Origin of the sequence: Mesorhizobium newzealandense (assembly GCF_042682145.1) — a bacterium.
Lineage (GTDB): Bacteria > Pseudomonadota > Alphaproteobacteria > Rhizobiales > Rhizobiaceae > Mesorhizobium > Mesorhizobium newzealandense.
Genome location: NZ_JBHUGZ010000012.1, coordinates 247,196 through 273,413, shown reverse-complemented (window position 1 = coordinate 273,413; position 26,218 = coordinate 247,196). Strand labels below are relative to the sequence as shown.

Sequence of the window (26,218 nt, the reverse complement as noted above, 5' to 3'; positions counted from 1 at the left end):
GGCGAGCGTCAAGGCTCATAGTGGAGACGAGGGCTCCCCGGCATTGTCCCGCCTCCAGCACCGCATATCGCGCCGAGGCTGATGTTGGGTGTTGCGATCTCCTCTCCTGGGCTGTCTGTCAAGTTGATGTCATGCCGCCTTTGGGGTCGATTGAACCGTGCAGGCGATCGACCAGATGAAGCCCACCATCTCGCGTGCGATGGCGACATTGACGACGTTGGCGTTCTTGCCGCGCGCGCTGAGCCGACGATATCGGGTGCACAGTCGAACCTGCGCTTTCCATCCGATGTCGCGAACGACCTTTGGCAGCGCCTCGATTCGATCGACCTTGTGACGGCCGATGCGCGGTCTCATCCGGTAAGCCCAGGCGCCTTCGACCAGCGCGCGTCGGGCATGGGTGTTGCCGGTCTTGGTGATGCCGCAGCGCCGGATGGTTTCGCCGCTCGATCGCTCGCCCGGGACCAAGCCGAAATAGGCCATGAGCTGGCGCGGGTTCGAGAAACGCGTGAAGTCACCGACTTCCGCGACCAGCACCACGGCATTGATCAGCGCGATACCCCGCATTGCCTGCAAGGCGTCAACAACCGGGCGCTGGTTCCATTCCGGGAGAAGGCTGAGTATCTGTCCCTCGACCTGCTGCAGGCGCCGTTCCGCATCCATGACGGCATCGACGTAATCCTGAAATGCGATCTGCTGAGCGGGATGTTCGAAAGCCAAAGTCGAAAGCCATCGCCGGAAAGCCATTCGCCAGGCGGTCCCCCGCTCATGCTTGCGCCCGTGTCGCAGCAGAAATCCTTGAAGATGTTGGCGCGCTCGCGTCACCACTTGTCGAACCACGCTGCGCAGCCGGATCATGTCGCGCATGGCTTCATGATCGGCATCGGGCACCCAGACTGGCGTCAGCTCTCCGGCCCGGTGGAGGCGGGCGAGCATGGTCGCATCGCGACGGTTCGTCTTCACGCGATCACCGGGCTTCTTCGGAATCAGTGACGGCGCCACCACGTCGCACCGGTGGCCGAGGCGCGTGAGTTGGCGATGAACGCCATAGCCGCACGGTCCGGCCTCATAGCAAAACACCAGCGGTTTACCGGACTTCCCCAGACGATCGCACAGCTTGCTGATGGCATCAGGGTCATTCGCAATCTCGCCAAGATATTCCACCGAGCCGGAGCGCCCGTTCTCCGCCACCGCGATTGAAATCCGTTCTTTGTGAATATCCAAACCGACAAATCGGGTATGTTCCATGTGGCCCGTCTCCTATGCATGAGGCTCTGTGCCGGCCCAGCCGGCTTAACCCTCGTACCGTTGCATATCGGATGACGGGCCGCCCTCAGGCCCAGCAATCATAGGGACTAGTACCTCTGCACAGAGGTTATGACTCTTTGGAAGTCGGCTTGGGATAGGCTTTGGCCATCTTAAGGCGTGCGTTTTCGGTAGAGAACATCCAGTTGATGCGAGCGCCACTGGTGTTTGGCAGGTGCTCCCAGGCAGCGGTCTCCGCGACGAGGCGATCATAGCTATTGATGCGACGATCGAGGCACTGGCCGCGCAGGACGCCGATTTCGATCTCGACCATGTTGAGCCAGCTGGCGTGTTTGGGCGTGTAGTGGAATTCCAGCCGTCGAAGGACGCGTCGCGCCTCTGAAGCAGGCAGAGCCTGGTAGAGCGCGGCGGCCGAGTGGGTTGACAGATTGTCGAGCACCACCCTGACGCGTTCGGCCTGCGGGTAATGGATATCGACGAGGTCGCGCATGCAATGGGCAAAGTCTTCCGCGGCGCGCCGCTCGGTGACCTTGACTTTGCGCCAGGAGCGGTGTGCGTCGAGGAAGACGAACAGGTTGGCGGTGCCGTTGCGCTTGTGCTCGCAGTCATACCGCTCAAGCCGGCCCGGTTCGGCCGGGATCGGCTGTCGCACCTCGCCGATGAGTTGGGTCGGGCTTTCGTCGAAGCACACCACCGGTCGCTTCGGGTCCGGTGCCTCGGCATAGAGGTCGAGCACGTCCTCCATGCGCGCGACATACTCGGCGTCGACCTTGGGGATGCACCACATGTCCTTGCGCCAGGGCTTGAGATCGTTGTCTGCCAAGCGTCGGCGCACCGTCTCGCGCGACAGTTCCTGGTGATCGGTCAGCTTGACGAACTCACCGGCCAGCAGTTCCAGGGTCCAGCGGGCGCGGCCCGGCGGCGGACTGGAACAGGCGGTGGCCACCAGCAGGGCTTCTTCCTTGCCCGTCAGCTTGCGTTGCGCGCCTGCGCGTGGCTCTTCGCTGAGCGCCGCCTCCAGACCCATCTCCACGAAGCGGCGCTTGGTGCGATAGACAGTGGAGCCGCCGACCACCACCGTCGCGGCAATGGCCTCGTCACCCAAGCCCGCGTCGACGGCGAGCAGGATCTGCGCCCGCTTGAGCTTGCGAGCCGGCTGCTTGCCGCCTGCCAGCATCGCTGTGAGTTCATCGCGTTCGGGTTGGTCGAGATCGACACGATAGCGTAGATTCATCCAGAAAGCCTCCTCGGTTGCCAAGGGTTCCGGATGAATCGAAAATTGAATCAATTACTTGACGGGCAAACGCCTGCGGGTCCCAGCTTCACCGAAAAACAGGGCCAGTACCTCGCCTTCATCTGGGCTTATATGCAGATCAACCGCCAGCCGCCGGCCGAACGCGACATGCAACGCTATTTCGGCGTCACCCCGCCGTCCGTCCACCAGATGGTGCTAACCCTCGAACGCTCCGGCCTCATCCGCAGGCAACCAGGTGTCGCGCGCAGCATCCAACTGCTCGTCGACCACGACATCCTACCCAAACTTCAGCCGGTTCAACCCGTCATAACCTCTGTGCAGAGGTACTAGCAGGGCTGTCGCCAGCAAGCCTAACCCCAGATGCCGCATCATTTTTGGGTTGCTATGTTCCATCAGATTAAAGTCCGAATTGGCTCCAGGCTCGATTTTCAGGACAGGAGGGCGGCTGTCGGCACGCTTCAATTCGTCAAAGAGGTGCGGCGTTTTTCATGGCGGCGCGAGAACGCGCAATGACCGCGGCCGTATCCGATAATGCAACGGTGGTATTGCCTCGACGGTCTCGCCGTCCATCGCAATGCGCAGGTGTCGTCGGCGCGCTTTGACCTCCAGACTTTGAACCCGGAAGAGTTCGACATCGCGGACTGGGTCGATCAGCCCGAGCGCGGCCTTGAACGGCAGCAGCGCGAGCCCCAGCCAGGACTGCGCCTTCACGACGTAGGCGCACAGCTCACCGGACGTAAGACTGCCGCGGTGGCCGAGCTCGCGCAGATCGTAGAAATTGTTGCCAACGAACACACAAAGCGTCTTCTGGCTTCGCTCGTTGCCGATAGAAATCCTGACCCTCTTCCACGATGAAACCTTGAGCGTGCGGATAAGCGCCGGGCCGAGCGCGGCAAGCTTTCCGACCCCCAGCCGCTTCTGCTCGGCGGTCCGTTCGGCGACAAGAAACGGATAGATGCCGATGGATGAGTTGTTGAGGAATACCCGGCCGTTCACCTCCGCAACGTCGATCTGTTTCACATGGTCCGCGGTGATTGTATCCATGGCCGCCCCCAGATCATTCGACAAACCAAGATCCCTGGCGAAATGATTGAGGGTACCGAGCGGCAGAACGCCCAGGACGACATCCGTTCCCGCGACCGCCGAAGCCGCGCAACCGAGGGTGCCATCGCCGCCGCCGATCACAAGCGTCCTTGGTTTGTCGCCGGGTGATTTCGCCCAGACGAAGCTGTGGGCCATCTCCGCGATCTGGCTCCCGCCCGCCATTCGCACCTCGGCTTCCAATCCGCGCGCCTGAAGCCCGCTTCGGACGAATGCTTCGACATCGTAGTCAGCGCGCTGGATTGTGCCGGCGCTTGCATTGAGGAGGACCAGAACTGTCATGTGCGCGCCACTTGCGAAGGAGTGAAACTGGTATCGCCTGCTCGTCTGTTAACGGCTGCGAGAAAGCGCGGACAAATGGTGCCGAGGATTGTGGAGGAGAAAGCGGCCCGATGGGGCCGCTTGGCCCGATGGGGCCGCTTTGTATTTTTTACCAGGAGGGATCGAGAGGATGGGGCTTTTGCCCTGTCTGCTCGTCGCTGGAAGGGTGCTGATCGTCAGGGGCTTGTTGGTGACGGACAAACTGCTGGATGTGGGGAGCGTAACGGCTCCAGATGCAGTCTCGCAGATCGTCGAGGAGTTCGAAGACGGCGGCTGCTTGCTCGGGTGTCCATTCGGCATTGACGATGAACTGGATTCCACGCCCGAGACCGGACGGCTGATGAGGATTTCCGGTCATGCTGCAGGCTCCTTTTCGTCAGCGGGGTGGCTGGTGCGTTGTTGACGCTGCGCCTTCGAGCGCTCGGAGGCTTCCTTGAAGCGGTAAGAATCGCCTTCGATGGGAATGACCTCACAATGGTGCAAAAGGCGATCGACCAGACTGACGACGCAGGCGGCATTGGGGAAGACCTCCGACCATTGCGCGAAGGGCTTGTTGGTGGTGACGATGGTCGAGCGTTTCTCGTATCGGCGGCTGATGAGATCGAACAGCAGATCGGCATGACGGTTGGAATAGGAGAGATATCCGACCTCGTCGATGACCAGGATATCGGGCGCCGCATAGTACTGCAGCTTTCGGCGGAGCATGGAATCGCTGTCGATGGCGGCGAGCTCGCCGAGCATTTCGCTGGCGGTGCGGAAGAGGACCGAATGGCCGGCGACCAGCGCCTGGTAGGCGACGTTAAGAGCGAGCGTGGACTTGCCGACGCCGTTAGGGCCAATAAGGACGATGTTGGCGGCCTCCTTGACGAAGGACAGCGTCATCAGTTCCTCGATGGCGGCGCGATCGATACGACGCGGCCATTTCCAGTCGTAATCGGCCAGTTGCCTGAAGTGGCCAAGCCTGGCGGCGCGCATGCGTCGCCGCAATGAGCGGTCGGAGCGCTCTTCTTCCTCCCATTGAAGCACGGCGGCCAGCCACGGCGCGTCGGCGATTTCGTCCCAGTGGGCGATCAGGCCATTGAGGCGCAGCGCCCTGGCGCGGTTGAACAGGATGCCGGGATTATTCATCGTCGTTGCCTGCGCAAGTGAGTTGATCGTAACGGTCGAGCTTGTGGGGCTGTACGACCGTATCCTTTTTGCGGACATGCTCCGGCAGCCTTGTTTCGACCGGCGGTGGAGCGCCACGCGCGATCCGGCGGCGTTCGAGCGCGACGTGAACCGATCTCGAATGAGAGGCCCCGGCCTGCAAGGCATCTTCGACGGCGGCCTGGAGTTCGGTGGCGCCGTAGAGGTCGAGCAGTTTGAGCATGGCATTGGTGATCGCGCCGATATTGGCGCCGCGCTCGGCGGCGTGGATCATCAGTTTCTGGCAGGCCGGCACGGCGCGCGTCAAACTGTTGAGGCCCCGATGCTGGCGCGCTTCGCGCTTGACGGCGACGAGCGCCTTGAGGTGCCGGGGGTCTTCGATCTGCTGGCCCCGGTCGTAGCTGCGGCGGTGGCTGGCGATCATCGTGGCGGCATCGAATATCCGGACCTGGGCGAGATCGGCGCGCACGGTGAGCGTGCGCCGGACATGAGTATGGGGAACCGAGTAATCGTTCAGGTCGAAGCGGACATAGGGTGTCTTTCCGACCTTCGCGGCGATCTGCTCCTCGATGGGGTACGGGTTGGTGGGCAATGGCAGAAGCATGGGCTGCTCCTGCGCAAACACCTGACGAACCGTCATCGTCCGGTCCTCGGGGCATGGCCGGTCGGCGGCCTGGTTGCGGCACCATTGTTCGGCCTGGGCATTCAGATCGTCGAGGTCCTTGAACTTGCGGGCGATGAAGAAGGCTTCCCGGATGTGGCGAATGGCGCGCTCGACGCGGCCCTTTTCGTTGCCCCGCGCCACGGCGACGGGACGGGGCTCGAAGCGATAATGGCCCGCGAAGGCCAGAAGTGTCGGATGGAACCGGATGGCATCGCCGTGACGCTCAAGCACAGCGCTCTTAAGGTTGTCATAGAGCAGCACCCTGGGCAAACCATTCCAGGCGTTGAACGCACCGGCGTGGCCGCGCAGGAAGTTTTCCATGCGGGCATCAAGAAAGAAGCGCAGATAGATGTCGCGCGAGTAGGACAACACCATGACGAAGGCCATCAGCGGGCGGCGAGCCTTGCCGATTTCGATGTGACCAAAATGCGCCCAGTCGACCTGGCCTTGCTCGCCCGGCAGGGTGCGCAGACGCAGGAACGCTTCCGCAGCCTTGCGCGGACGGTGGAGCGCGATCATATGCCGGAAGTGGGAGGACGAGCCCTTGTAGCCGCGCTCCTGCACCATCCCGTACAGGCGGCTGGCGGTCAGGTCTGGATATGTCTCAAGCGTCCGCTGGACGAACGGCAGATACTGGTCGACCTCGGCGGGACGTATCACCGGCCTGTGGCGGGGCAGACCGGCCTCCTTCAGAACCCGGAAGACCGTCGTATGGTGGCAATGCAATTGCGTTGCGATCGTTCCACAGCGCCACCTCTCAACGTGGTACAGGCGCAGGATCATCGCTTCCTTCTCGGCGGATATGGTCATCGGTTGGGTCTCCATAGTCGTGTTGACGGACATAGGCCCCTCGGCGACGCACGAAGCCGCCGCGAAAGAACGGCGGCAGCCGACAACTGCAGCGCCGGCAGCACGGAGCCGGAGGGATCGATGGCACCGCTTCAGCGGTGACGTCGTCCAGTGCGACGGTGCCGTCGATCAGGGGCGCGTTCAGTCGTGAACCATCCGGCAGACAAGGTGGAGACTGATGCGTCACGTTGTTTTTGCAGCGCTGGCGATATCGGCGGGAGCGGTCGGCGTGGGCAAAGCGGCCCCGGCGGGTGTTCTGGTAGCGCAGCCCCGCCGCACGCAGACTGTCACGGCGGGCTTCATGGGCGCAGTCAGAACCACAGAAGCGCTGACCCCGATCGCAATGCCGGCAAAGCAAGACCTGTGAGCGGCACCGTGCGCAGAGAAAGAAACGACCGGTTTGCATTGCGGCGGCGAACCTCTCGGAACGCCGTCGGGATTGCGGGGAAAAGCTCGACGGAATGCGCCAATGCCATTATGCTGGCGCATACCGTGAACCAGTCGGCATCAGTGCCCGGGGACCTGCAAGTCCCCTCACACGGGCCGTTGGGATAGGACATCGAGTTTACGTGGTAGTGGGTCGATGTCTGATTGCGGCGCTCCGCACATGTAGCATGCGCGGACGCAGCGCGGGATGCGCCTCAGTCGCCCTCCGGGCTCCTGTCGGCGCATCCCGCGCTCTCATCCCCAACCAAATCAGATCATCAGCGTCATTCAGCACCACTCCGAGCCGAATTCCGCATCAATTCCCTCTCGGCGCCATCTATACGCGGTTCTCAACCGCCATCGACACTCGTCTCATGCAATTTCGATATTACATCACGAATCCTCTCGATCAGGGACTGGCAACGGCACCCTGCAAGGTTCCTGTCCCCGGATTGGCCAGAATACTTCCGTCATGGGCCAGCAGGACCTTCCCGTCCCAAACGGGTGTCGAACTATGATCGGGCCGGGTCACGAGGCGGCCGGTGTCGAGAGCCACACTCGGCTGCGTATGCGGACGACGCGCTACTGATACAGGCAGCGACGTCGAGCCAAGGTCTGGCAGTCGTGCGGGATGTTTCGGTGGCCGATGCTCTCGCTTCAGGAAGGGTCGTCGTTGCCATCAAAGCCTTTGTGCCAACACCGGATGGTTATTACGTCGTCGCTCCTGTAAGCAGGCCCCGTGTACCGAAGGTTCGCAGTTGGGTTTTGGGCGAGGCCGAAGCTACACAGATCTTTCAGGATCGCGGCAGCCGATCCGCCATCAACAGCGTCGACGATACGGTCGAATTCTGGCTCGCGGAGCAGCGCGATTAATGGGGAGTGAAGCGCTTCTTCAGGGCGGCGCTGACACCGTAATGGCCGGCCAGAATGCGTCATGGACGGCAGTCAGACCACCCCGAATCCGACCACTTCCTGCGACACCCTGTCAATCGGCCCGCGATTACGCGTCCTACCGGGCGACGAGATCGACGACGCCGAGGTCGCCATCATTCACGAATTCGACCCTCGCCTGTCGCTTGGCAGCAAATCGTGAGAAGGCGATCGTTTCGGTTAGGTTTGGCAGCTAATTGCGAGAATGTGGTAGCTCCGATTATCAATTTAACTGCAAAGCATCCACGTGAAGGTCACGAATCCCTTGATTTTCACACCCCCGTCTTCGGTAAATTCGATGCCGCCAATGGCCGAACCCCACGCTAATCTTGATGCGCGTCGGCGACTAAGGCGTCTGCAATGGGTCGATGTTGAACCCTGGAAGCGAGGCTCAGGCCGCCGGCTTCTCGAAGATCATGGACAAACCACGCGTCGAGGCCATTTCAACAATCAATTCTTCGATCGCCTGATCGGAAAGTCGCGTTTGTGTTGCGTCCCGGATATGTTTGACAAGACCGTGGATCGCTACAGCCACGGTGCGCGCGGCGTCATCGAGAAGACGACTGATTTCAATCACAACGTCGGCATCTATGTCGCGTGGCAAATCTCGCATACATCCTCTCCCACCTACAGGAATATTGCCGCCTTCCCGTCCATTGTCGAGTCGAGCAGACGAAACGTCGGGCTGCTCGATGGGCTGAACTCCTCCCCAGCAGACCTGCTTCTCAGCTTACCGCGTACAGCAAAATCCTTTTCCGGATCGGGTTTGATGAACAAAGGCCACTGGACCTTTCCAATCGTGGGGTTCCGATCCGGAGGAATGGAGACGACTATCCTGTTGAGCGATATCGCGGCTCCGCGGCCGCCAGTATAGAGCTGGCCGAGATTTTCAGACTGCTTGCGCGTCGTCGCGACCAGCATATCCACTTGGCTGGCATCGCTGGCGGCAAGGGCCAGAGGATGAAAGGCATATTCCCCTCGGGTCGCGCAGCCGATCAGCGCGCATAATATCGCCGACATGAGCAGAACCCGCGTGGACCGGACAAGAAGGGCCGTCATTCCGTTGCATAGAAGTCCTATCGTTCGGGCGGATTCCCTGTTCGTTAGTACGCGTCGCATCACCGAGACCGCTTTCTGGGTGCGAAACGCATTGCGGGCACAGCCGCCAGTGGCGGCACTGGCCCATGTTGTGGGAACCGTATGACCTGCTCGTCAGGCGCATTTCCGAAGGCCATCAGGGCCTCCGCGGGCGCTTGGATGCGCTGATAGCGTCGAGGAAGCCTGTCACGACCGGCATGGTGCTGGCTGTCAGGTCGGACTCTTCGGGCGCGCGTAGCCAATCGAGAATCGATCCATTGCACAGTAGAAGGAGCGCGCGCGCCGCCAATTCCGGCGACAAGGCGGGCGCAAGCAGGCCACGCGCGGCGGCCTGTCCGATGACGGATTCAAAAATTCTCTGCAGCGCCATGTCTGCATCTCGCTGGCGCGCAATAACCGGCTGCATGTCGTCGGCATATTCGCACCGGAGCCATAGTATCGTTAGAATGCGGGGGCGTTCGAGGTGGATTTCGAATGACCGCAGTCCGTCGCCAATTGCGCCTGCCAATTCGGCCAGCGGATCAAGATCGGGGTAGGCGGCGAGGCGGGCCTTGAGCCGTTCACCGAGTTCCTCGTTTGGCACGTTGGCCCGCCGCTCAAGTGCCGTGAATATCTCTTGCTTGTTGTGGAAATGCCAGTAGATGGCGCCACGTGTTACCCCTGCCGCACTAGCGATCTGTTCAAGGGTAGCACGGGTTACGCCGCGATCGAGGAAAACATCGATTGCTGCAGCCAACACGGCCTCACGTGTCCGCTCGGCCTCGGCCTTAGTGCGTCTCATAAATCATTTCCTTCGAGGTACCTTTTTTACATACATCCCTAGCTCTTTCATCATATATACATTCATGAATGTATATGCAACACCGCGTTTTCCCGCTGTGATGTGACTACCCGTATGGACGAACAAAGTTCGGTCTGAAGGCTAAGCCCTTCACGGCTCACTCGCTCAGGGCAGCATTAAGACCGCAACGCGGGAGCAGCTACGCCCTATTTACGTCGACCCACGCTCCCTTAAGCGGCCTGGAGAAGTGAGCAAGGACTGCAATCAGACAGACTTCGATCGAAACCGACCAGTAAATGTGCCCGAGGATCTCGCTCCACAACTCATATCTATTCAGATTCCACAGCCATCCCGTTGCACCGTTGGCGTAGGACGGATTTCTGAAACCAAGTAGGGAAATTAAAAACCCATGCATGACAATTGCGATGGTCAATCCATAGAGAGCGCCATGCCAGAGTCTAATTTTTGGAAAAAAGGCTGAAACAAAAACGTATACAAACGCAAACATAAAGCTGAACAACCAATGATATAGCGCGACTGCCCCTGGTACTTTTACTCCCTGGTATACGTAATCCAGAGAATGAGAATTAACTCCAAGCCACCCGAGCCACGCATCAATGTGCGCTGCCGGAGGAGAGATCTCGCCCGGCATCCGAGGCGGCATATTGACCTCAGAGCCCCATTTAACAAGCGAGCTAAAAAAGCCGCCAATGATTGTCGTCCAAATTATTATGCCGAGATTAATTTGGCGCTCCAGCATGATGGGACTTCCTTTATTTCGTTGATATCCGTAACGGCTTGAGATCATGGTCTGACGGGGCTCATTTTCCCGTGCCTACTTGAAACTCGCGGGGTCGGCTTGCGGCGATATTCGCTAGGAATGCCTCCCCGTCCCCTTCAGAACGGGCCGGGTTGAGCCACCAATTATTGGTTAGGCTTTCGCGAAGCCTTCGCTACTATTTAGCAACGCTGCAGTCCCGGTTCCTATTGTGCGCTGGGAAAGTGAGCATTCTCGGATGCTAAAATCGGCATGCTTTGGTTTACACCTCTTCGATAAGCTCAATGAAACCGCCTCCCGATGCACGCTGCCCTATGGGTGTTTCTGAGACCGAACTGATTTCGGAATGGTCAAGAGCGGCATACGTTAGTTCACCAGATTGGTAGCGCGACGTTTTTCAACCGCTTATCCTCAGGGGACCGCAAGATGTTGGGTGATTGGATAGGGAAGGTATCGTTCCCTACTGGAGATTCGGCGGAACATTGGTTAATGTCAACAGGCTGGATGCAGCTGCCTACAGCTTCATGATTCGGGGAAGGCAGTCTCGTTCCGTCTCAGGTAATTGCTGCTTGCTAAACGGTCTGGACATTGACCGGGCATCAGTTTCTTAATCGTTCTCTTGGCGCACAGGATACGAGAGAGTGACCGTATTCCCTGACCTTCGTTCGGCGATCGACCTGAAATGCTGACAAATCAGGCCAAGTTCGCCGAATGACCCGTCGACGGCGGCCTTGTTATGCTCTTCCGGGGAAATCTCAGCCCAGTTCAGCTGGATTCCATAACGGCGCGCGATCAAGGAGAAGAAGACCTTCTGGGATCGCCCGTTGCCTTCACGGAATGGATGGACCTGGTTGAGGTCGACGTAGGCGCCAGCGAATTCCTCGGCGATCTTTTCGAATGGGGCATGATCGAGGTGCCGAAGCGTAGCCTTGAGTCCATCAAGCACTCGAGTCCCTTCGGCCTCGATGCGCGAGGGTTCGCAGAAACGGGATCGGCCCCGTTCGTTGTCCTTGATGAGGAAGACCGTGCGATATGGAGATTTGGATGTTTCGCTGCGAAGCGAACAGCTCCGCTGCCCCCACTTCGGCATAATGGTACTCGGCTTCCCAAAGTTCCTCGATCGTTGTCAGGCCGATCTCGTTTCAAAGGAGCCCTTCAGAGCCTGGAACGAGATATGGGTCAGCCATTCCGTTTCCAGCGGGAATCGATCTCCTTCCGGAACTCCTTGATCGAAATCTCGCCAGAAATGTAGCGCTCCCGAAGCGCCTTGAACGCCGGAGACGGGGTTAACCCCTCAAACCCTGATATCGCCGCGATCTGCCTCATGTCTTCATGACGACTATGCTTGCCGAAGCTCCCTGGGTTCAGAGATTCGCTGAGGCGACTATCGTCCATCGACCGATTTTTGACGGCAATCTTTCCCATGAACCGTTATTTCCTGTTTCGTGCCTACATGCCCTTAACATAAGCGATTCAGCCGCAGGAAACAAATGGAGCTTCCTTCAAATCGGGCCTTGGGTATGATGTCGGAATAGCCCGCCCAAACCGCCGGTCACTCGGCCGCCAGCGCCATGGCCAGGTCCGCTTTGGCGGCAACGCTACGATCCTGGGAAGATTCGCATAGGGATTCGGATAGCGTCGGCTCGTCTGGCGTTCCTCGCCTTGCCGCCGCGGCGCCAGCATGGCCGCCCCGCCTTCCGACGTGCGTGATGGCGCTGATCGCCGAACTTTCGCACACCGTCAAATCCCATTGGAAGCCGCCATACGCGCCTGGATCCTTCCTCCTCCTTCAGGCGATCCACCCACCAGACGAGTTCCTCCAGCACCTTGACCCACGACGACCGATCTCTCGAAAAGTGCCTCGAATTCCTTCCTAGATGCCGTAATGGCCCGGCCTCGAGCCCAATGCGACTAACAGACAATTCCAGTTCGTCGAAATAGCGGACCAGCGCCTCCGGCTCGCTGGCGATCTTGACCTCGCGCATGATCGTTCCGGTCGCGTCAACAATGCACACGCTGCTCTCGTCCAGAGAGACATCGATTCCCGCATAATGTTCCATGGCTGTTCCTCTCATGATGTTGGAGCCGATCGCCCGGACTCCGTTTCAACACCATCATTCTGAGGGACAGCCACCCAACCTGGCTATGCTCGCGAAGGCCGGCCCATTACGGCATCTAGTTCGAGAAAGGCTCGTAGCGCAGCGGCATGCTGTCGGTGATTTCGGCGACTTCAGCCGGAAAGAGGGCAATGCCATCGGCCAAAGCAATTGCCATCAAGTTGGCTGAGGATCCACGTTCGATCAGCTCAAGCATAGGTTCACCGGTTTCGGAGCGACCGGAAATGCGGACAGGCGCAAACTCGGTCCGGCCCTGACGCTTCTTGCAGGTGAAACCGGCCACCGCGGAAAACCAGTGCGGTTGGACTTCGGTGAGGCCAGCCAATCTGCGTAACGCCGGCAGAATGATTTGCCGGAAAGCGACCAGCGCCGCATTGGGATTTCCCGGTAGTCCGGCAAAGAGCTTGCTCTGGATTGTCCCAACCTTCAACGGCTTGCCTGGTCGCATCGCCACCTTAAGGACATCGAGGCGGGCACCGTGCTGCAGCGCGGCGGCAATCATATGATCTTCTTCGCCGGCCGAGACGCCGCCAGTCGTCACCAGTGCGTCACAGGAGGCGACCGCCCGCTCGACCGCATCGGCGAGGCGGTCCGGACTGTCCGGCACAATGCCAAAGTCGACCACTTCTGCCCAAGGGCATGCCGCCAGCAGCGAGCGCAACATAACCCTGTTGGAATTATAGATTTGGCCGTGCGCGAGGGGCTCGCCCGGTTCCCTTAGTTCGGAGCCTGTCGACAGAAGCCCAATGCGGATCCTTCGAAGCACCTCGACGTCAGCGATCCCCACGGCAGCCAGCAAGGTCAAGTCCCTGGCAGACAGAGCCTTGCCCCGCGTAACGAGCTCAGATCCCGCACCGACGTCCTCGCCGGCGAGGCGGACATGTCGGCCGCGTCGCGGTCGCTCGAATACGGTCAACATGTCACTGGAGCGTTCGCATTGCTCTTGCATGACCACGGCATCGAACCCCGCCGGCACGGGTGCGCCCGTGAAGATACGAAGCGCCGTTCGCGGATCCAGATGGTCATGCGCCCGCACATCGCCAGCTGCTACCCGGCCTGCCACCCGAAATGTCCAGGGGCCGTCCCCGTTGAAATCCGACGTTCGCACCGCAAACCCGTCCATTGCGGAATTATCGAAGGGCGGGAGCGCTATCGGGGAATGAATGGCTACCGCGCAGACCCGCCCCAATGACGCGGCCAGCGAGAGATGTTCCCGGTAGCGGACAGTGTGAGCGAGCGCCACGGCCTTGGCCACCGCGGCTTCAAAAGCAATGGTTTTGCCGCTCTGCGCTGCGGAGCAGTCGGCTGGCAAAACGCGGTTCGCGGCATGAAACACGATCGCTCCTCCTTGCGTTTGCTCACGCACCACTCCCGCCAAAGGGCGTCTAGCCAGACAGGCTTTTGAGATAAGCGATGACGTTCTTGATGTCGTCGGGATCCTTGAGGCCAGGAAACCCCATTTTGTTCGTCGGCACTTTCGCCTTGGGATTGGCGAGATATTCCGTGAGGTTAGGCTCGTCCCAGACAAGACCGGCCGCGCCCGCATCTTTCATGGCTTTCGAATAGGAATAGCCGGGTACGGTCCCGGCTACTCGCCCACCCACGCCTTTCAGGGTTGGTCCGACTTTATTCGCATCGGTATCAGCGTTGTGACAGGCGGCACATTTTTTGAAGACCATCTTGCCGGCCTCTATATCCTGGGCCAGGGCGACCGGCGGCAGTAACGCCAAAATCATAGTGGCGCCGACGAGCAGGTGTTTCACGCAGGAACTCTCCATTTTGGATTGAAGGCACGGTTGCTGCCGCGGGCGTCGGCTCGCAGCAGCGTCGAACTTAGCTCGCCTGATACTCCGTGGATTTGAAGGACAGGTGCTTCACGCTTTCGGGGGCATCCGAGATCTTGCGGATGTTGGCCCAGGTCTGTTTGTAGTTGGGCAGGATCAGTTCGTTGGTGCCGGCGTTGATGACATTGCCGACTACGCCTGTCGGGAACTCGAACAGCATGAAAGTCTCGGCTTTCTTGGCGGTTGGCGTTGGATAGGCCATCGCCTGTGTCGAGCCACTTTCATTGTTGAACTCGACAAGAGCGCCGTTGTTTAGCCCAAGCTCCTTCATGTCGTCGGGGCTGATCTGGATGAACGGATACGGCCACCGATCCGTGACGAACTCGCTGTCCTGGTCGAGAAAGGCATTTTGCCAGACCAGGTTGGCGCGGCCGTTGTTGATGAACGCGGTCGACGGTTCCTGGAAGCCATTGTTGCCCATGGCCCTCAATCGTTCATAGGTGACGTTCTCGCCACCCTTGGCGTTCTGGTGGTAGCCGTCCATGGACGCGTCTTCCTCGGTCTTCCAGTCGAAGCCCTTGAACTGGTCGGCATATTTGGCGTCGCCGCCCTCGCGGATGACTTTCTCCATATGCTGGGCAAGGCCTGCGGCGATCAGGCAAGCCGGTTTGGCGGAGCCGGGTGGGTCCATGTAACGTTCGACCAGCCGCATCCGACGCTCGCCGTTCATCGAGGTGAGGTTCATCTCGCCGGATTCGGCCGGCGGCAACCAGACGTGGCTGGCAGCACCGATCTTCGATGGGATGATGTCGATGTCGACGGAGAATAGCCCACCGGCCCTGATCGCGTCGGTGATTGCCTTCACCATCGCATCGCGGTCGCCATAAGGCACGGCATTCATGGCGTCCTTCACGATGTCGGTGCGTTTCTTGAAGACCATGTTGAACTGGTGGCTGTTCAGCGTGGTCTTGTAGTGATCGCAGGCCCAGATGTGGTGGACCCCGCCCTTGCCTTCGATCAGCAGCTTGTCGACGTAGGCGGCCGGGCGGCCGACATGGGCGTCGGACGGCCGCACGTAGCCTTCCTGGTGGCCGCCCATGAGCACGCATCCCCCACCCTCGCGACCGACATTGCCGGTTGCTAGCGCCACGTTCACCAGCGCCGCGTTGGTCCGGTAATTCTCGTTGCCCCAGATGAGGCCCTTCTCGTATGCGATCATCGTCCGCCGGCGCTTGCCGTCCTTGGGTTCGGCGATCCAGGCCGCCGACTGCCTGATCTGGTCGACCGTCAGCCCGGTGATCTTCGCCGCGTCCTCAAGCGACGTCTTGTTGGCGGCAGCCGCCTTGTCGAAATCTTTCGCGGAGGCGTCAATGAAGGCTTTGTCGACCCAGCCTTTGCTGGCGATCTCGGTGAGCCAGGCGTTGAAGAGCTGCATGTCCGTGCCGGAATTGATGGCAAGGTGCATGACGTTGTCCTTGCCGGCCTCGGCTTCGGCGGCGTTGATCGACACGGTCCGCCGTGGATCGACGAAAATGATCCGCCCGCTGGCGTGGGATTCACCCGGCAGCTGTGCTTTCTTCTTGTCCATGGAAGCTCCGCGCAGGTTCGGAATCCAGTGGTTCAAGAAATAGTTGGTCTGGGTTTCGAGCGGATTGTTGCCGACCGACACGATGGTATCGGCCAGTTCGGCATCCTCGTAGCAATTGTTGAGCTCGCCGACACCCATATCGCGGGTGGCATGGACTTCGGAGTTGTAGGCCGGCCGGTTGTAACTGCGGATGTTCTTGATTTTCATCGCACCAAAATAGAGCTTGCCGGTGCCCCAGGTATTTTCGTAGCCGCCGGCCGAGCCGCCATGATCGAGCACGGAAATGAACAGACCGTCCTCACCTTGATCCTTGATGACGGCCGCCGTGACCCTTGCCACGAGGTCCAGGGCGTCGTCCCACGATGTTGGCTGCATCTGCCCGTAACGCCAGACCATCGGGCTGGTCAGCCGCTGCTGCTGCGAGCCACGGGCGGTTGAGTAGCGCAGTTCGCCCATGCGTGCGCCGCGCACCGAACCGAGACCAGAGTTCACCACGCACTCGGAATCGGGCTTGAGGACGATATGCACGTCCTGCCCGTCCTGCTTGACGATGTTGTACATCGAGGCTGCATACCAGGCGTCGGTCTCGGCAGGTTGCTGCTGGGAAGGTCGACCCCGAAAGCGTTCGAAGCGGCAGCTGTGCCGCCCTGCTTGTTCGCCGGCCAAGTGTAGGCATGGTAGCCGCAACCGACGATGCAGTAATGGCAGGTGACGTTTTGTTTCTTGGCGTCGGCCGGAATGATCGGCAGACGGGCGACGTGACGTTTGTAAGCCATGATCCGATCCTCCCTTAAAGTACGTTGCTTAGGCGGCCATACAGCAGCTCGTCCACACCCTCGGCGTAGATGTCGCCCTTGGCATCGATGCGAAGTGCGTACTGGGGAAGATTGGGCCGTCGACTGGCCCCAGATCTGCTTGCCGCCGGCATCGGCGTCGAAGCGCGAATAGTGGCCGGGACAATTGAAGGAATGATCGTCCGCGTTGTAGTTCAGCGGAAAGCCCCTATGGGGACAGGTCGTCGAGAACCCGACAATGTCGCCATCCGGGCCGGCGCCGCCGTCGACCTTGGTGCCAAGTTTCAGCAACACGCCGGGCGCATTTTCATCGGGGCAGCCGACGTCGAACGGCTCGTTCGGCTTCAAGTCGGCAATGTTGGCCAGCTTGTTGGAGGGGTATTCGACAAGAGCCAGGCCAGGGGCAGCCTTGGTCTGGGCTTGCACAGGCAGTGCAACGGCCGTGGCCATCCGGGCAGCAGCGAATGCCCCGCCCCTTAGAAACTGACGCCGGCCGACGTCGACCAGCTTGTTGCAACGATCCATGCAAACCTCCCTTTGGGCGAACTTCTTCGCCAAGAGCTCTGCAACGCTTGTGCCAACCGCAGAAAATGTTGGTTTTCATCGAAAGAGCGTGGAGAGAACACGGGAAACTCCTGCTTCACGTCCGGAAATCCGAACATGCTGCGCTGCCGAAGGTTCAGGAAGTCGAACGCGCCCGATCGGCGGGGCCGAGCCGCGTCATCTTCTCCCAAAGAGTAGTCCGGGAGACTGCAAGCAGTGCGGCTGCCTTCGCGATTTGGCCGCCGGTTTCGTCCAACGCCCGCGCGATCTGACGTCGTTCTGCCGCGTCACGAACATCGGCCAGCGGAGCGAAGGTCGTATTTTCTGATTTTGCCGCACGTTCCGGGAACAGGTCGCCCGGCATGATCCATTCGCTGGTTGACAAGGCGACGGCCCGTTCGACCCTGTTCCGCAGTTCCCGCACATTTCCGGGCCAGCGATGGGCAAGAGCTGCTTCCTGCGCCAACGCGCTGAATCCGCGGATGCGCACGTCAGACCGGCTCACCGCATTTTCCAGAAATCGGTCGAGCAGCCAGGTGATGTCCTCATGGCGCTCGCGCAGGGGCGGGACTGTCACCGGCAACACGGCAAGCCGAAATCGAGGTCCTCGCGGAAGCCTGATGGTCCGCCACGCTGACCAAGGTCGCGATGCGTGGCCGAGACGACCCGTGCACGAAACTTGCAGGGGGTCTCGCCACCGACTCGGTTGAAGCTTCCGTCCTCGATCACCGTAGACGTTTGGCTTGGAGCGGGCATCGGCATGTCGCCGATTTCATCCAGGAATAACGCGCCTGCTCCAGCTCGCTCGGCATAGCCGAGGTGCCGTTGCTGGGCGCCGGTGAACGCCCCTTTCTCATGCCCGAAAATCTTACTCCCAATCCTCGGCACCGAATAACCGCAGTTTTTAACGACCGTTCACACCCAGAGGAAAATCTCCAGCACAATCGGACGGGGGGAGGCTCAGCCCCATGAGCAGGGTGGCGCGCGAGGAAGCCAATCCAGTTTCGTCGGCAACGTTTGCGCCGCTCGAGAGTCCGACTTTTCGTCCGATCTGGCTGGCGAAACAGGTATCCAGTCTTGGCTGGCTGATGCAGACCGTTGCGATCAGTTGGCTGATGGCAACCATCTCGACTTCGGACGTGATGGTCGCCCTGGTGCAGGCTTCGAGGACGCTGCCCGTATTCATTCTGTCGATCTTCGCCGGGGCCATTGCCGACAGTTTCAGCCGCCGCCAATGTGATGATGCTCGGCTGGTGCGTGATAGCTTTGTCGTCGACGATGCTGACTGCTACTGTGGCGCTGGGGTTGTACAATCCATGGATGATCCTCGCATTCAGCTGTTTGGCCGGATGCGGCGCCGCTTTCACCGACCCTGCCTGGCACGCCTCGGTCGGTGACATCCTGCGAAAGCGGGATGTTCCAGCCGCGGTCACACTGATCTCGGTCGGCTACAACGCCATGCGAAGCATCGGTCCGGCGTTCGGCGGCATCGTCGTTGCCTCCTTCGGACCACTGACGGCTTTCGCCATCGCGACGCTGACCTATCTGACGCTGCTGTGGACCGTTGGGCGCTGCAAATGGAATGTGCGCTCTTCGCCTCTTCCGCGCGAGCCATTGACCACAGCTATGCATGACGGAGCGCGCTTCACGGCGCTGTCGGGAGAGATCAAGGCGGCAATCGCGCGCGGAGCGCTTTTCGGCCTGACTAGCATCTCCATACTGGCGCTGCTGCCCCTGGTCACCCGCGATCAATTGGGGGGAGGACCGATCGGTTATGGTATCCTGATGGCCGGCTTCGGGACGGGCGCCTTGTGCACCGGCATCTGCAACAACATCCTGCGACGGTCGCTGTCCCAAGAGCGTCTGACGACACTGGCCTGCATCGCCTGCGCGGCTTGTTGTCTTTCGCTTGCCCTGACGCCTTCACTGGCGGTGGCGGCTATTGCTTTGGCGCTCGGCGGCGCTGGCTGGGTCGTCACCTGGACCGGGCTTGACGTGAGCGTGCAACTGTCAAGCCCAAGGTGGGTCGTTGGTCGCACGCTCTCGATCTACTCTGCCCTCTCGTCGGGCGGCATCGCGGCCGGCAGCTGGCTGTGGGGCACGGTGGCTGAGAACTATTCGCTTACCGTGGCGCTGGAGAGCTCCGCTGGCGCTCTCCTGCTTGTCGCCTTCACCGGGTTACTGTTGCCTATTCGTCAATGGAAAGATTCTGACCAAGATCCTCTTGGCTTCGAAACGCCTGCGGTCGCGGTGGACTTGAAGTCGAGAAGCGGGCCGATCGTCGTCAAGATCGAGTACTCAATCCCGGAGACGAACGTCGAAGCCTTCCTGGAACAGATGCGCGAACGACGGCGAGTGCAAAGCCGTGTTGGTGCCCGGCACTGGAACCTTCAGCGCGATCTCCAGGAGCCTTCCCAGTGGACAGAGACATTCCGCACGCCGACCTGGATGGACTACCTTCGCTTGAACCATCGCCTCACAGCGGCGGACAAGGAGTTGGATCAGCGGCTGCTCGAATTGAACGTGGGCGAGCTTCCACCTCGCACGAGGCTGTCGATCGAGCGACCGACGGGAGCGACCCGTAAGCGGGATCAATCGACAGGTTTCTTTTTCCGACGGTGATCTCATCCAACGCCAACGACCGTTTTCGGCGAGACACGAAGCGCGGGAATGGACAAGGCTCTCGCCATCAGCGAATTCCCGCCGATTTGGCTTCGATCCTTTTGCGTTGGTGCCCAGCAGTTGCGAATTGTCGCTCTGGTGACGCCGCGCTTGGCCACAGAGTCTGGCCGGCTTGGGCTTCGCCTTCCAGCCTTCGTAGACAGGAACCCCACGATGAGGACTGGCGATGCAGACGCGAACGGTGCTGGCGGTCCCGATGGAGTCGAACGACCGGTCTTCGTTCCGGCCGACGCAAACCCCGGCGCCGTTTCAACGCCGTCAGCGGGGCTTGTAAATGTCGAAAAACTTGTCCAAACGTCCGTCCGTCAAAGCGACGCGGATGAATAGCCGTAGCAGGGAGTAGACATGGTCTTTCGCTTGAAGGAGCGCCTCGGCCGGAAGTTTGAGGAAGAAGTGCAATTCTTCCGGTGCTGGCAAAGGGACAAAAAAGGAGTGGGCGCGCTCATGCCGACTTCTGTTCATGCGGCGCGCCGCATGGCTAGCGTGATCAGGCCAGCGTCCGGAATGCCAGTTCTCGAGCTTGGGGCAGGGACCGGGGTAATCACCAAGGCTATCCTGGACACGGGCGTGAAGCCACAGCAGCTGGTTTCGGTCGAATATTCGAAGGATTTCTACAATCGCCTCACCCTACGTTTTCCGTGCGTAGATTTTCGATTGGGCGATGCTTTTTCGCTGGGTGAAGTGCTGGCGGAACGAAATGCCGAACAGTTCGACTGTGTCATAAGCGCGGTGCCGATGTTGAGCTTCCCGATGGAGCTGCGCATCGCCTTGCTTGAGGATTTGCTGACCCGCATCCCTGCTGGCAGGCCAGTGATGCAAATCACCTACGGACCATTGTCGCCAGTGATCAAGATGCCGGACCGCTACATCGTGTCACACTACGATTTCGTCGTCCGCAATATCCCGCCCGCGCAGCTCTGGACTTACCGACGAGCGGTCTGACTCTGAACGCAGCCCAACGCGCTGCGCGCTCCGCAATATCCCGCCCGCGCAGCTCTGGACTTACCGACGAGCGGTCTGACTCTGAACGCAGCCAACGCGCTGCGCGCTCCGCGAAATCGTGCCTGAAGCAGAGCGAGAGCTGGCCGAGTTCATCGACCTTAAAGCAGAGCGGATGCGACTGGCGAGGCAGGTCAGTGGTCTGGAGGCTGAGATCAAAAAACTCTCCGAAAAGCTCGACAACCCAGACTTCGTTGCTCGCGCGCCGGAGGAGGTGGTCGGAGAAAACCGAGAGCGTCTAGAGACGGCCCAAGCCGCCAAGCGGCGCCTGGATGTGGTGCTCAGCCGCTTTAGCTGATGACCCACAGCCGTATTTTGTTGCTTGGAGGAGCTTTTTGACCATTCCGCAACACTCGCCATCCCCGCCCGGGATTTTACCTTTCATTCATTGCATCCCAACTGTTTGCGGATTAGTGGCCCTGACAATCTGATCCGAGGACGAAATCAAACACTGGTTGAGGCCGACCAAATGGCACGGCCCGCAACGCGGCGGGGAGCCTTGTCGCTGCTTCAGCGTAGTCGGCGAGTATGGCTGGCGGGAGGCCAAGCGCGTTTTCGACAATATGTTCCGACGGGCCGTTCAGTCGACGAAACAGCATTGCGGCGCGCCGGGAGTGGCGCACCGCTGCAGCAGTTTTGCCCTCACGTATCTTCACGCCGGCTGCCGACAACAGGATCAATGCTTTAAAGAACACGCGAGAAGGGCCGCCTCGGTCCGCAACCTGCCAGAGACCTTCCCAAGCCTCATGTGCTTCCCAGTAATAACCGTGATTGAAGAGGTCGAGACCCCAGAGGAATGGATCCGAGCCAAGCGCCGCATCTGTGGCGACCGGCATCGGCTCGACAAGGTAGCTGTGTCCAGCGGGATCGCGCACGGGATGCGGCTGCCTGCCGGGCAAGTACGCATAGGCTGGAAAGCTCTTTTTCGGCAGGTGGCGAGGACGCGATTTCGAACCAATGGCCATGGAGCAGGATATCACATGGATGGTCACGGCTCGATACGAAGTCCTTGTATTGCCCGGCGGTTGGCGACAATGCGTGGGAAGGCGGACGCGCGGCTTTATTGTGCGATGCAAATTTTCTCTTCGCATCTGCACAAATTTGTGGCAAACGCTTCCATCGCGGTTGACGCGAGGGAAGGAAACCTGGTGAGCGCAACGGGAGCGGCCAAGGCGTTGACGCCGCCGGACATTGCGGCGCGCAAGGGCAAGATGCCACTTGTTTGCCTGACGGCCTATACGACGCCAATCGCAAAGCTGGTCGACGATCACTGCGATGTGGTTCTGGTCGGTGACAGCGTCGGCATGGTTCTCCATGGGCTTCCTTCGACAGTCGGCGTGACGCTCGAGATGATGATCATGCATGGCAAGGCCGTGCGGCGCGGGCTGGAAAAGGCGGTGATGGTGGTCGACATGCCTTTTGGTTCCTATGAGGAAAGTCCCGAGCAGGCCTTCCGCAATGCCGTCCGTCTGATGGCCGAAACCGGTTGTTCTGCGATCAAGCTCGAAGGCGGCGAGAGTATTGCCGGGACGATCCGGTTTCTTGCCATGCGCGGTGTTCCGGTGATGGGTCATGTCGGGCTGACGCCGCAGGCGGTCAATACTTTCGGTGGCTATCGCGTCCAAGGCCGAGGCGAGGATGCCGAGCACATCGTGCGCGATGCGATCACGGTGAGCGAGGCGGGCGCCTTCGCGGTCGTGCTTGAGAAAATACCCGAAGCGCTTGCCCGGCAGATTACACAGGAAGTCGCAATCCCCACCATTGGCATCGGCGCGTCGCCGGCTTGTGACGGGCAGATCCTGGTTGTCGATGACATGCTGGGCCTGTTTGGAACCTTCCGGCCGAAATTCGTCAAGCGCTTTGCCGAGCTTGCCGGGACCGCCGAGGCAGCAATCGCGACGTATGCGAGCGAGGTGCGCGAGCGCCGCTTTCCAGCGGTCGAGCACGTCTTCGGCGACGTGCCACGTCCTGTCAATGGAGGAGAAGCCGCATGAGCATTCCGATTGTCCGGATCGTTGCCGAACTGCGCAGCATCGTCGCCGCGTGGCGCCGGGAAGGCTTCAAGGTCGCCGTTGTGCCGACCATGGGCGCCCTGCACGAGGGTCACCTGAGCTTGGTCCGTGCCGCACTTGCAAAGGCCGACCGGGTCATCGTGACGCTCTTCGTCAATCCCAAACAGTTCAACAGTGCCGGCGATCTGGCTGTCTATCCGCGCACCGAGCACGATGACGCCGCCAAGCTCGCGTCGGTCGGCACCCATATTCTGTATGCTCCCGATGCAGCCGACATATATCCGCAAGGCTTTGCCACAACGGTTTCGGTCGCCGGAGTGAGCGAGGGTCTGTGCGGAGCGTTCCGGCCCGGCCATTTCGACGGCGTGGCGACCGTGGTGACGAAGCTGTTCCTGCAGACCGGCGCCAATCTGGCGTTTTTCGGCGAAAAGGACTTCCAGCAGCTGCAAGTCGTGCGACGCCTGGTGCGTGACCTTGATATTCCGATCGAGATCGTCGCCTGTCCGACCGTGCGTGAAGCGGATGGGCTGGCGATGTCGTCGCGCAACACGCGACTGTCCGCCGCCGAGCGCCGCTCCGCGCCCCGACTGGCAGAGATCCTGTTCGAAACTGCCGGGCGGCTAAGCTCCGGAGACCCCGTAGAGCGCCTGCTGCATGAGGCTCGACAGGCGATCCTCGCTGCTGGCTTCTCGCGGGTGGAGTATCTCGAACTTCGCGCCGGCGATAATCTTGCCCTGATGGCCACGCCGGGTCGACCGGCGCGGCTGCTCGTCGCCGCCTGGCTCGGCCAGACGCGGCTGATCGACAATGTCGAGGTGGAGTCGGCGCAACGCTCGGTTCAAGCGTTGAAGCAAGCCGCTGCCTGACCCTCCTTCGCTGCCGACGGAGCCAGATATCGGTCTCCCCATTGCAAACGGCGGAGCCGGCGGCGGGCCTCAACTCGGCAGGCGGGCTGCGGTCATTCGGTTGAATTCCTCTGAAGCTGCTCGAACACAAACCGCTTGCCTTCGCCCACACTGTCTTCAAGCGACCTCGCATTCGCCAGATGTGCCGCAATCGCGCTGGCCAGCATGCAACCCGTTCCGCGCATCGATACTGCAAGGCGCGGCGCATCGAAGCGAATGGGTTCTTGACCGGAGTGCAGCAGGATATCCGTCGATCGAAGTCCTTTTGCATGGCCGCCCTTGATCAGAATGGCCTGCGCGCCGGCGGCCAAGAGCTCCTGGCCTTGCCAGACCGCTTCATCCTCGTCGACCGCTTGCTTGGCGCCGATAAGGAGCGCCAGCTCGACGAGATTGGGTGTGACCAGACAGCAAAGCGGCACCAGATCACGCTTCATGGCAGCGATGGCGCCTGCTTCCAGGAGCGCCCGGCCCGACGTGGAGGCGAGCACCGGATCGAGTATTGCCGGCACCTGCGGATTTTCGCGGAGCACTGCGGCTGCGGCGGCGATGATCTCGGCGGTCGCGAGCATGCCGATCTTGATGGCCGCCACCTCGTTGGCCTGAAGTGCCGCCCGCATCTGGTCGGCCACCAGACCGGGTTGCAGATGACGGATGTCCATGACGGCTTCGTGCGTCTGGACTGTCACCGCGGTCACCGCAAGGCAGGTGCGCACGCCAATGGATGAGATCGTCTCGACATCGCGTGCGATGCCGGCACCCCCGCTGGAATCCGACCCACCAACGACAAGCACATGCGGTTCTCGCCTCAGCGCCATTTCTTTGTCTTTTCAATCCATTCCCGCGTGCGTGCCTCGGGATCGGCATTCAGCGTGATGTCGGTGACCACCGCGGCGCTGTCGGCGCCGGCCTCGAAGACGCCGTCGATCCGCTCAGGATTGAGGCCGCCGATGGCGACCAATGGAATCGGCGCGACTTGGCACTTCCATTCGCTGATCCGTTCAAGTCCCTGCGGCGCCCATTTCATCTTCTTCAGGGTAGTGGGATAGATGGGACCGAGGGCGATGTAGTCAGGCTCGGCGGCCATCGCCGTTTCCAGTTCGGCATGATCGTGGGTCGACAGCCCCAGCTTCAATCCGGCGTACTTGATCGCCAACAAATCGGCCGCAGCCAAATCCTCCTGGCCGAGATGAACGAAGTCGCAGCCTTCCTCGATGGCAAGTCGCCAATAATCGTTGACGATCAGTTGGCAACCATGGACCGCGCAGACATCGTTCGCGCGGCGGATTTCGGCGCGCAGCTCGTCCTCGTCCCTGTCCTTGATGCGAAGCTGGACGAGCTTCACGCCGAGCGGCACCAGCCGTTCGATCCAGGCGGCGCTGTCGACGATCAGGTAGAAGGGATCGAGCTTCATGACAAAACCGCCCTGCCGAATGTCGGCGTCGATGGTGCCGCGACATCGCGCGGCTCGAGCATTCCCGCGATGAAAGCCTCCCGTCCGGCATCGACGGCCTTGCCGAAAGCGCGCGCCATGCCGACCGAATCGGCCGCCTTGGCAACCGCGGTGTTCAGCAGCACGGCATCAAAGCCGAGTTCCATGACGATCGCCGCATGCGATGGCCGTCCGAGCCCCGCATCCACGATCAAAGGAACGTTGGGGAAATGTTGGCGCATCGAGCGCAACGCCGTGATGTTGATCGGCCCAAGCGCGGAGCCGATCGGCGCGCACCACGGCATCAGGACCTTACAGCCCGCCTCCAGCAACCGCTCGGCAACGACGAGATCGTCGGTGGTGTAGGGGAATACGACAAATCCGTCCTCGCCCAGGATGCCGGCGGCTTCGACCAAGCCGAACACATCCGGCTGCAGCGTGTCGTGGTTGCCGATCACTTCGAGCTTGATCCAGCTCGTACCGAAGACTTCGCGCGCCATTTTCGCGGTGATGACCGCTTCCTTGACGGAGTGGCAGCCGGCAGTGTTGGGCAGGATTCTCGTGCCGAGCGAGCGGATCAGCGACCAGAACTTTTCGCCGGCCCTGCCGCCCGCCATCTCACGGCGCAACGATACGGTCACTACTGACGTGCCCGACGCCTTGACCGCATCGGCAAGGATGGCCGGCGAAGGATATTGCGCCGTGCCGAGAAGCAGCCGGGAGGACAGTGGCGTCCCGAAAAGCTCGAACATG

Annotated in this window: 27 protein-coding genes and 5 pseudogenes; 8 read left to right on the top strand and 24 right to left on the bottom strand. The window is 60.6% G+C overall.

What is annotated here, in order from left to right; genetic code table 11:
* Positions 1 to 129 precede the first annotated feature (129 nt).
* Entirely contained in the window at positions 130 to 1,245 is a 1,116-nt protein-coding gene (locus tag ACFSOZ_RS17805) for an IS110 family RNA-guided transposase (RefSeq protein WP_379100241.1), read from the bottom strand.
* 127 nt (positions 1,246 to 1,372) lie between these two features.
* A complete protein-coding gene (locus ACFSOZ_RS17800) occupies positions 1,373 to 2,497 on the bottom strand; it encodes an IS630 family transposase (RefSeq protein ID WP_379100239.1) in 1,125 nt (374 codons plus the stop codon).
* A gap of 45 nt (positions 2,498 to 2,542) precedes the next feature.
* Between ACFSOZ_RS17800 and ACFSOZ_RS17795 the strand changes: the two genes are divergently transcribed.
* Positions 2,543 to 2,848 (top strand): LexA family protein, encoded by a 306-nt coding sequence (locus ACFSOZ_RS17795; RefSeq protein ID WP_245330990.1) that lies wholly within the window; start codon positions 2,543 to 2,545, stop codon positions 2,846 to 2,848.
* Between the two features lie 156 nt (positions 2,849 to 3,004).
* Here the strand turns inward: ACFSOZ_RS17795 and ACFSOZ_RS17790 are convergent, their stop codons facing one another.
* The 4 genes from ACFSOZ_RS17790 to istA all read right to left on the bottom strand — a co-directional run bounded on the left by ACFSOZ_RS17790 (position 3,005) and on the right by istA (position 6,560).
* Positions 3,005 to 3,901 (bottom strand): diacylglycerol/lipid kinase family protein, encoded by an 897-nt coding sequence (locus ACFSOZ_RS17790; RefSeq protein WP_379018057.1) that lies wholly within the window; start codon positions 3,899 to 3,901, stop codon positions 3,005 to 3,007.
* Positions 3,902 to 4,049: 148 nt separating this feature from the next.
* The gene (locus tag ACFSOZ_RS17785; protein WP_095090155.1) at positions 4,050 to 4,298 is read right to left on the bottom strand and encodes a hypothetical protein; all 249 of its coding nucleotides are present in this window, start codon (positions 4,296 to 4,298) and stop codon (positions 4,050 to 4,052) included.
* Positions 4,295 to 5,068 (bottom strand): IS21-like element helper ATPase IstB, encoded by a 774-nt coding sequence (gene istB, locus ACFSOZ_RS17780; RefSeq protein WP_095090157.1) that lies wholly within the window; start codon positions 5,066 to 5,068, stop codon positions 4,295 to 4,297. Before istB ends, ACFSOZ_RS17785 begins: the two co-directional genes overlap by 4 nt.
* Positions 5,061 to 6,560, bottom strand: a complete 1,500-nt coding sequence (gene istA / locus ACFSOZ_RS17775; protein ID WP_379097156.1) for an IS21 family transposase — start codon at positions 6,558 to 6,560, stop codon at positions 5,061 to 5,063. Before istA ends, istB begins: the two co-directional genes overlap by 8 nt.
* A gap of 1,104 nt (positions 6,561 to 7,664) precedes the next feature.
* Here istA and ACFSOZ_RS17770 point away from each other — a divergent pair.
* Positions 7,665 to 7,898, top strand: coding sequence for a hypothetical protein (locus ACFSOZ_RS17770; RefSeq protein WP_167392297.1), 234 nt, complete (start codon positions 7,665 to 7,667; stop codon positions 7,896 to 7,898).
* A 61-nt stretch (positions 7,899 to 7,959) separates the two neighbouring features.
* Complete coding sequence (locus ACFSOZ_RS17765) at positions 7,960 to 8,118, top strand: hypothetical protein (protein ID WP_167392296.1); 159 nt, start codon at positions 7,960 to 7,962, stop codon at positions 8,116 to 8,118.
* A gap of 228 nt (positions 8,119 to 8,346) precedes the next feature.
* Here the strand turns inward: ACFSOZ_RS17765 and ACFSOZ_RS17760 are convergent, their stop codons facing one another.
* The 14 genes and pseudogenes from ACFSOZ_RS17760 to ACFSOZ_RS17700 all read right to left on the bottom strand — a co-directional run bounded on the left by ACFSOZ_RS17760 (position 8,347) and on the right by ACFSOZ_RS17700 (position 18,326).
* Positions 8,347 to 8,568 (bottom strand): hypothetical protein, encoded by a 222-nt coding sequence (locus tag ACFSOZ_RS17760; RefSeq protein WP_379100237.1) that lies wholly within the window; start codon positions 8,566 to 8,568, stop codon positions 8,347 to 8,349.
* Between the two features lie 14 nt (positions 8,569 to 8,582).
* On the bottom strand, positions 8,583 to 8,975 hold the full coding sequence (locus tag ACFSOZ_RS17755) for a hypothetical protein (RefSeq protein ID WP_378924455.1): 393 nt from the start codon (positions 8,973 to 8,975) through the stop codon (positions 8,583 to 8,585).
* A gap of 214 nt (positions 8,976 to 9,189) precedes the next feature.
* On the bottom strand, positions 9,190 to 9,834 hold the full coding sequence (locus tag ACFSOZ_RS17750) for a TetR family transcriptional regulator (protein WP_095090318.1): 645 nt from the start codon (positions 9,832 to 9,834) through the stop codon (positions 9,190 to 9,192).
* A 199-nt stretch (positions 9,835 to 10,033) separates the two neighbouring features.
* Entirely contained in the window at positions 10,034 to 10,594 is a 561-nt protein-coding gene (locus ACFSOZ_RS17745) for a DUF1440 domain-containing protein (protein WP_379100236.1), read from the bottom strand.
* A gap of 625 nt (positions 10,595 to 11,219) precedes the next feature.
* Positions 11,220 to 11,702, bottom strand: coding sequence for a Fic family protein (locus tag ACFSOZ_RS17740; RefSeq protein WP_379100234.1), 483 nt, complete (start codon positions 11,700 to 11,702; stop codon positions 11,220 to 11,222).
* Positions 11,703 to 11,791: 89 nt separating this feature from the next.
* Positions 11,792 to 12,037: an antitoxin VbhA family protein gene (locus ACFSOZ_RS17735; RefSeq protein WP_143748890.1), complete on the bottom strand. Its 246-nt coding sequence runs from the start codon at positions 12,035 to 12,037 to the stop codon at positions 11,792 to 11,794.
* 458 nt (positions 12,038 to 12,495) lie between these two features.
* Positions 12,496 to 12,672, bottom strand: a pseudogene (locus tag ACFSOZ_RS17730) (IS110 family transposase); the annotation flags it as partial.
* A 115-nt stretch (positions 12,673 to 12,787) separates the two neighbouring features.
* Complete coding sequence (locus ACFSOZ_RS38745; RefSeq protein ID WP_446685992.1) at positions 12,788 to 12,955, bottom strand: hypothetical protein; 168 nt, start codon at positions 12,953 to 12,955, stop codon at positions 12,788 to 12,790.
* 114 nt (positions 12,956 to 13,069) lie between these two features.
* Positions 13,070 to 13,984: pseudogene (locus ACFSOZ_RS17725) on the bottom strand (molybdopterin molybdotransferase MoeA); the annotation flags it as partial.
* A 130-nt stretch (positions 13,985 to 14,114) separates the two neighbouring features.
* Positions 14,115 to 14,465, bottom strand: coding sequence for a c-type cytochrome (locus ACFSOZ_RS17720; protein ID WP_379100484.1), 351 nt, complete (start codon positions 14,463 to 14,465; stop codon positions 14,115 to 14,117).
* A 97-nt stretch (positions 14,466 to 14,562) separates the two neighbouring features.
* Positions 14,563 to 16,877: pseudogene (locus ACFSOZ_RS17715) on the bottom strand (arsenate reductase (azurin) large subunit).
* 14 nt (positions 16,878 to 16,891) lie between these two features.
* Positions 16,892 to 17,420, bottom strand: a pseudogene (locus ACFSOZ_RS17710) (arsenate reductase (azurin) small subunit).
* A 154-nt stretch (positions 17,421 to 17,574) separates the two neighbouring features.
* Positions 17,575 to 18,015, bottom strand: a complete 441-nt coding sequence (locus ACFSOZ_RS17705; protein ID WP_245331313.1) for an AAA-type ATPase lid domain-containing protein — start codon at positions 18,013 to 18,015, stop codon at positions 17,575 to 17,577.
* Complete coding sequence (locus ACFSOZ_RS17700; protein ID WP_379100230.1) at positions 18,012 to 18,326, bottom strand: sigma 54-interacting transcriptional regulator; 315 nt, start codon at positions 18,324 to 18,326, stop codon at positions 18,012 to 18,014. Before ACFSOZ_RS17700 ends, ACFSOZ_RS17705 begins: the two co-directional genes overlap by 4 nt.
* An 80-nt stretch (positions 18,327 to 18,406) precedes the next feature.
* Between ACFSOZ_RS17700 and ACFSOZ_RS17695 the strand changes: the two are divergent.
* From ACFSOZ_RS17695 to ACFSOZ_RS17685, 3 genes and pseudogenes are all read left to right on the top strand, one after another.
* A pseudogene (locus ACFSOZ_RS17695) lies at positions 18,407 to 20,060 on the top strand (MFS transporter).
* Between the two features lie 405 nt (positions 20,061 to 20,465).
* Positions 20,466 to 21,062: a phospholipid N-methyltransferase PmtA gene (gene pmtA / locus ACFSOZ_RS17690; RefSeq protein WP_095090311.1), complete on the top strand. Its 597-nt coding sequence runs from the start codon at positions 20,466 to 20,468 to the stop codon at positions 21,060 to 21,062.
* A 118-nt stretch (positions 21,063 to 21,180) separates the two neighbouring features.
* The gene (locus tag ACFSOZ_RS17685; protein WP_379100228.1) at positions 21,181 to 21,417 is read left to right on the top strand and encodes a hypothetical protein; all 237 of its coding nucleotides are present in this window, start codon (positions 21,181 to 21,183) and stop codon (positions 21,415 to 21,417) included.
* 112 nt (positions 21,418 to 21,529) lie between these two features.
* Here the strand turns inward: ACFSOZ_RS17685 and ACFSOZ_RS17680 are convergent, their stop codons facing one another.
* Positions 21,530 to 21,955, bottom strand: a complete 426-nt coding sequence (locus tag ACFSOZ_RS17680; protein WP_379100482.1) for a DUF309 domain-containing protein — start codon at positions 21,953 to 21,955, stop codon at positions 21,530 to 21,532.
* Positions 21,956 to 22,267: 312 nt separating this feature from the next.
* On the opposite strand from ACFSOZ_RS17680, the gene panB reads away from it, so the two are divergent.
* Positions 22,268 to 23,113: a 3-methyl-2-oxobutanoate hydroxymethyltransferase gene (gene panB, locus ACFSOZ_RS17675; protein ID WP_379100226.1), complete on the top strand. Its 846-nt coding sequence runs from the start codon at positions 22,268 to 22,270 to the stop codon at positions 23,111 to 23,113.
* Positions 23,110 to 23,997, top strand: coding sequence for a pantoate--beta-alanine ligase (gene panC / locus ACFSOZ_RS17670; RefSeq protein ID WP_379100224.1), 888 nt, complete (start codon positions 23,110 to 23,112; stop codon positions 23,995 to 23,997). The genes panB and panC overlap by 4 nt, the downstream gene beginning before the upstream one ends.
* 92 nt (positions 23,998 to 24,089) lie before the next feature.
* Here panC and ACFSOZ_RS17665 read toward each other — a convergent pair whose 3' ends face one another.
* Genes ACFSOZ_RS17665 through ACFSOZ_RS17655 form a run of 3 tightly spaced genes read right to left on the bottom strand, consistent with a single transcriptional unit; the run spans position 24,090 to position 26,217 of the window.
* A complete protein-coding gene (locus tag ACFSOZ_RS17665) occupies positions 24,090 to 24,851 on the bottom strand; it encodes a hydroxymethylpyrimidine/phosphomethylpyrimidine kinase (RefSeq protein ID WP_379100222.1) in 762 nt (253 codons plus the stop codon).
* The gene (locus ACFSOZ_RS17660) at positions 24,842 to 25,447 is read right to left on the bottom strand and encodes a thiamine phosphate synthase (RefSeq protein WP_379100220.1); all 606 of its coding nucleotides are present in this window, start codon (positions 25,445 to 25,447) and stop codon (positions 24,842 to 24,844) included. The genes ACFSOZ_RS17665 and ACFSOZ_RS17660 overlap by 10 nt, the downstream gene beginning before the upstream one ends.
* A complete protein-coding gene (locus ACFSOZ_RS17655) occupies positions 25,444 to 26,217 on the bottom strand; it encodes a thiazole synthase (protein ID WP_379100218.1) in 774 nt (257 codons plus the stop codon). The genes ACFSOZ_RS17660 and ACFSOZ_RS17655 overlap by 4 nt, the downstream gene beginning before the upstream one ends.
* Position 26,218: the final 1 nt, after the last annotated feature.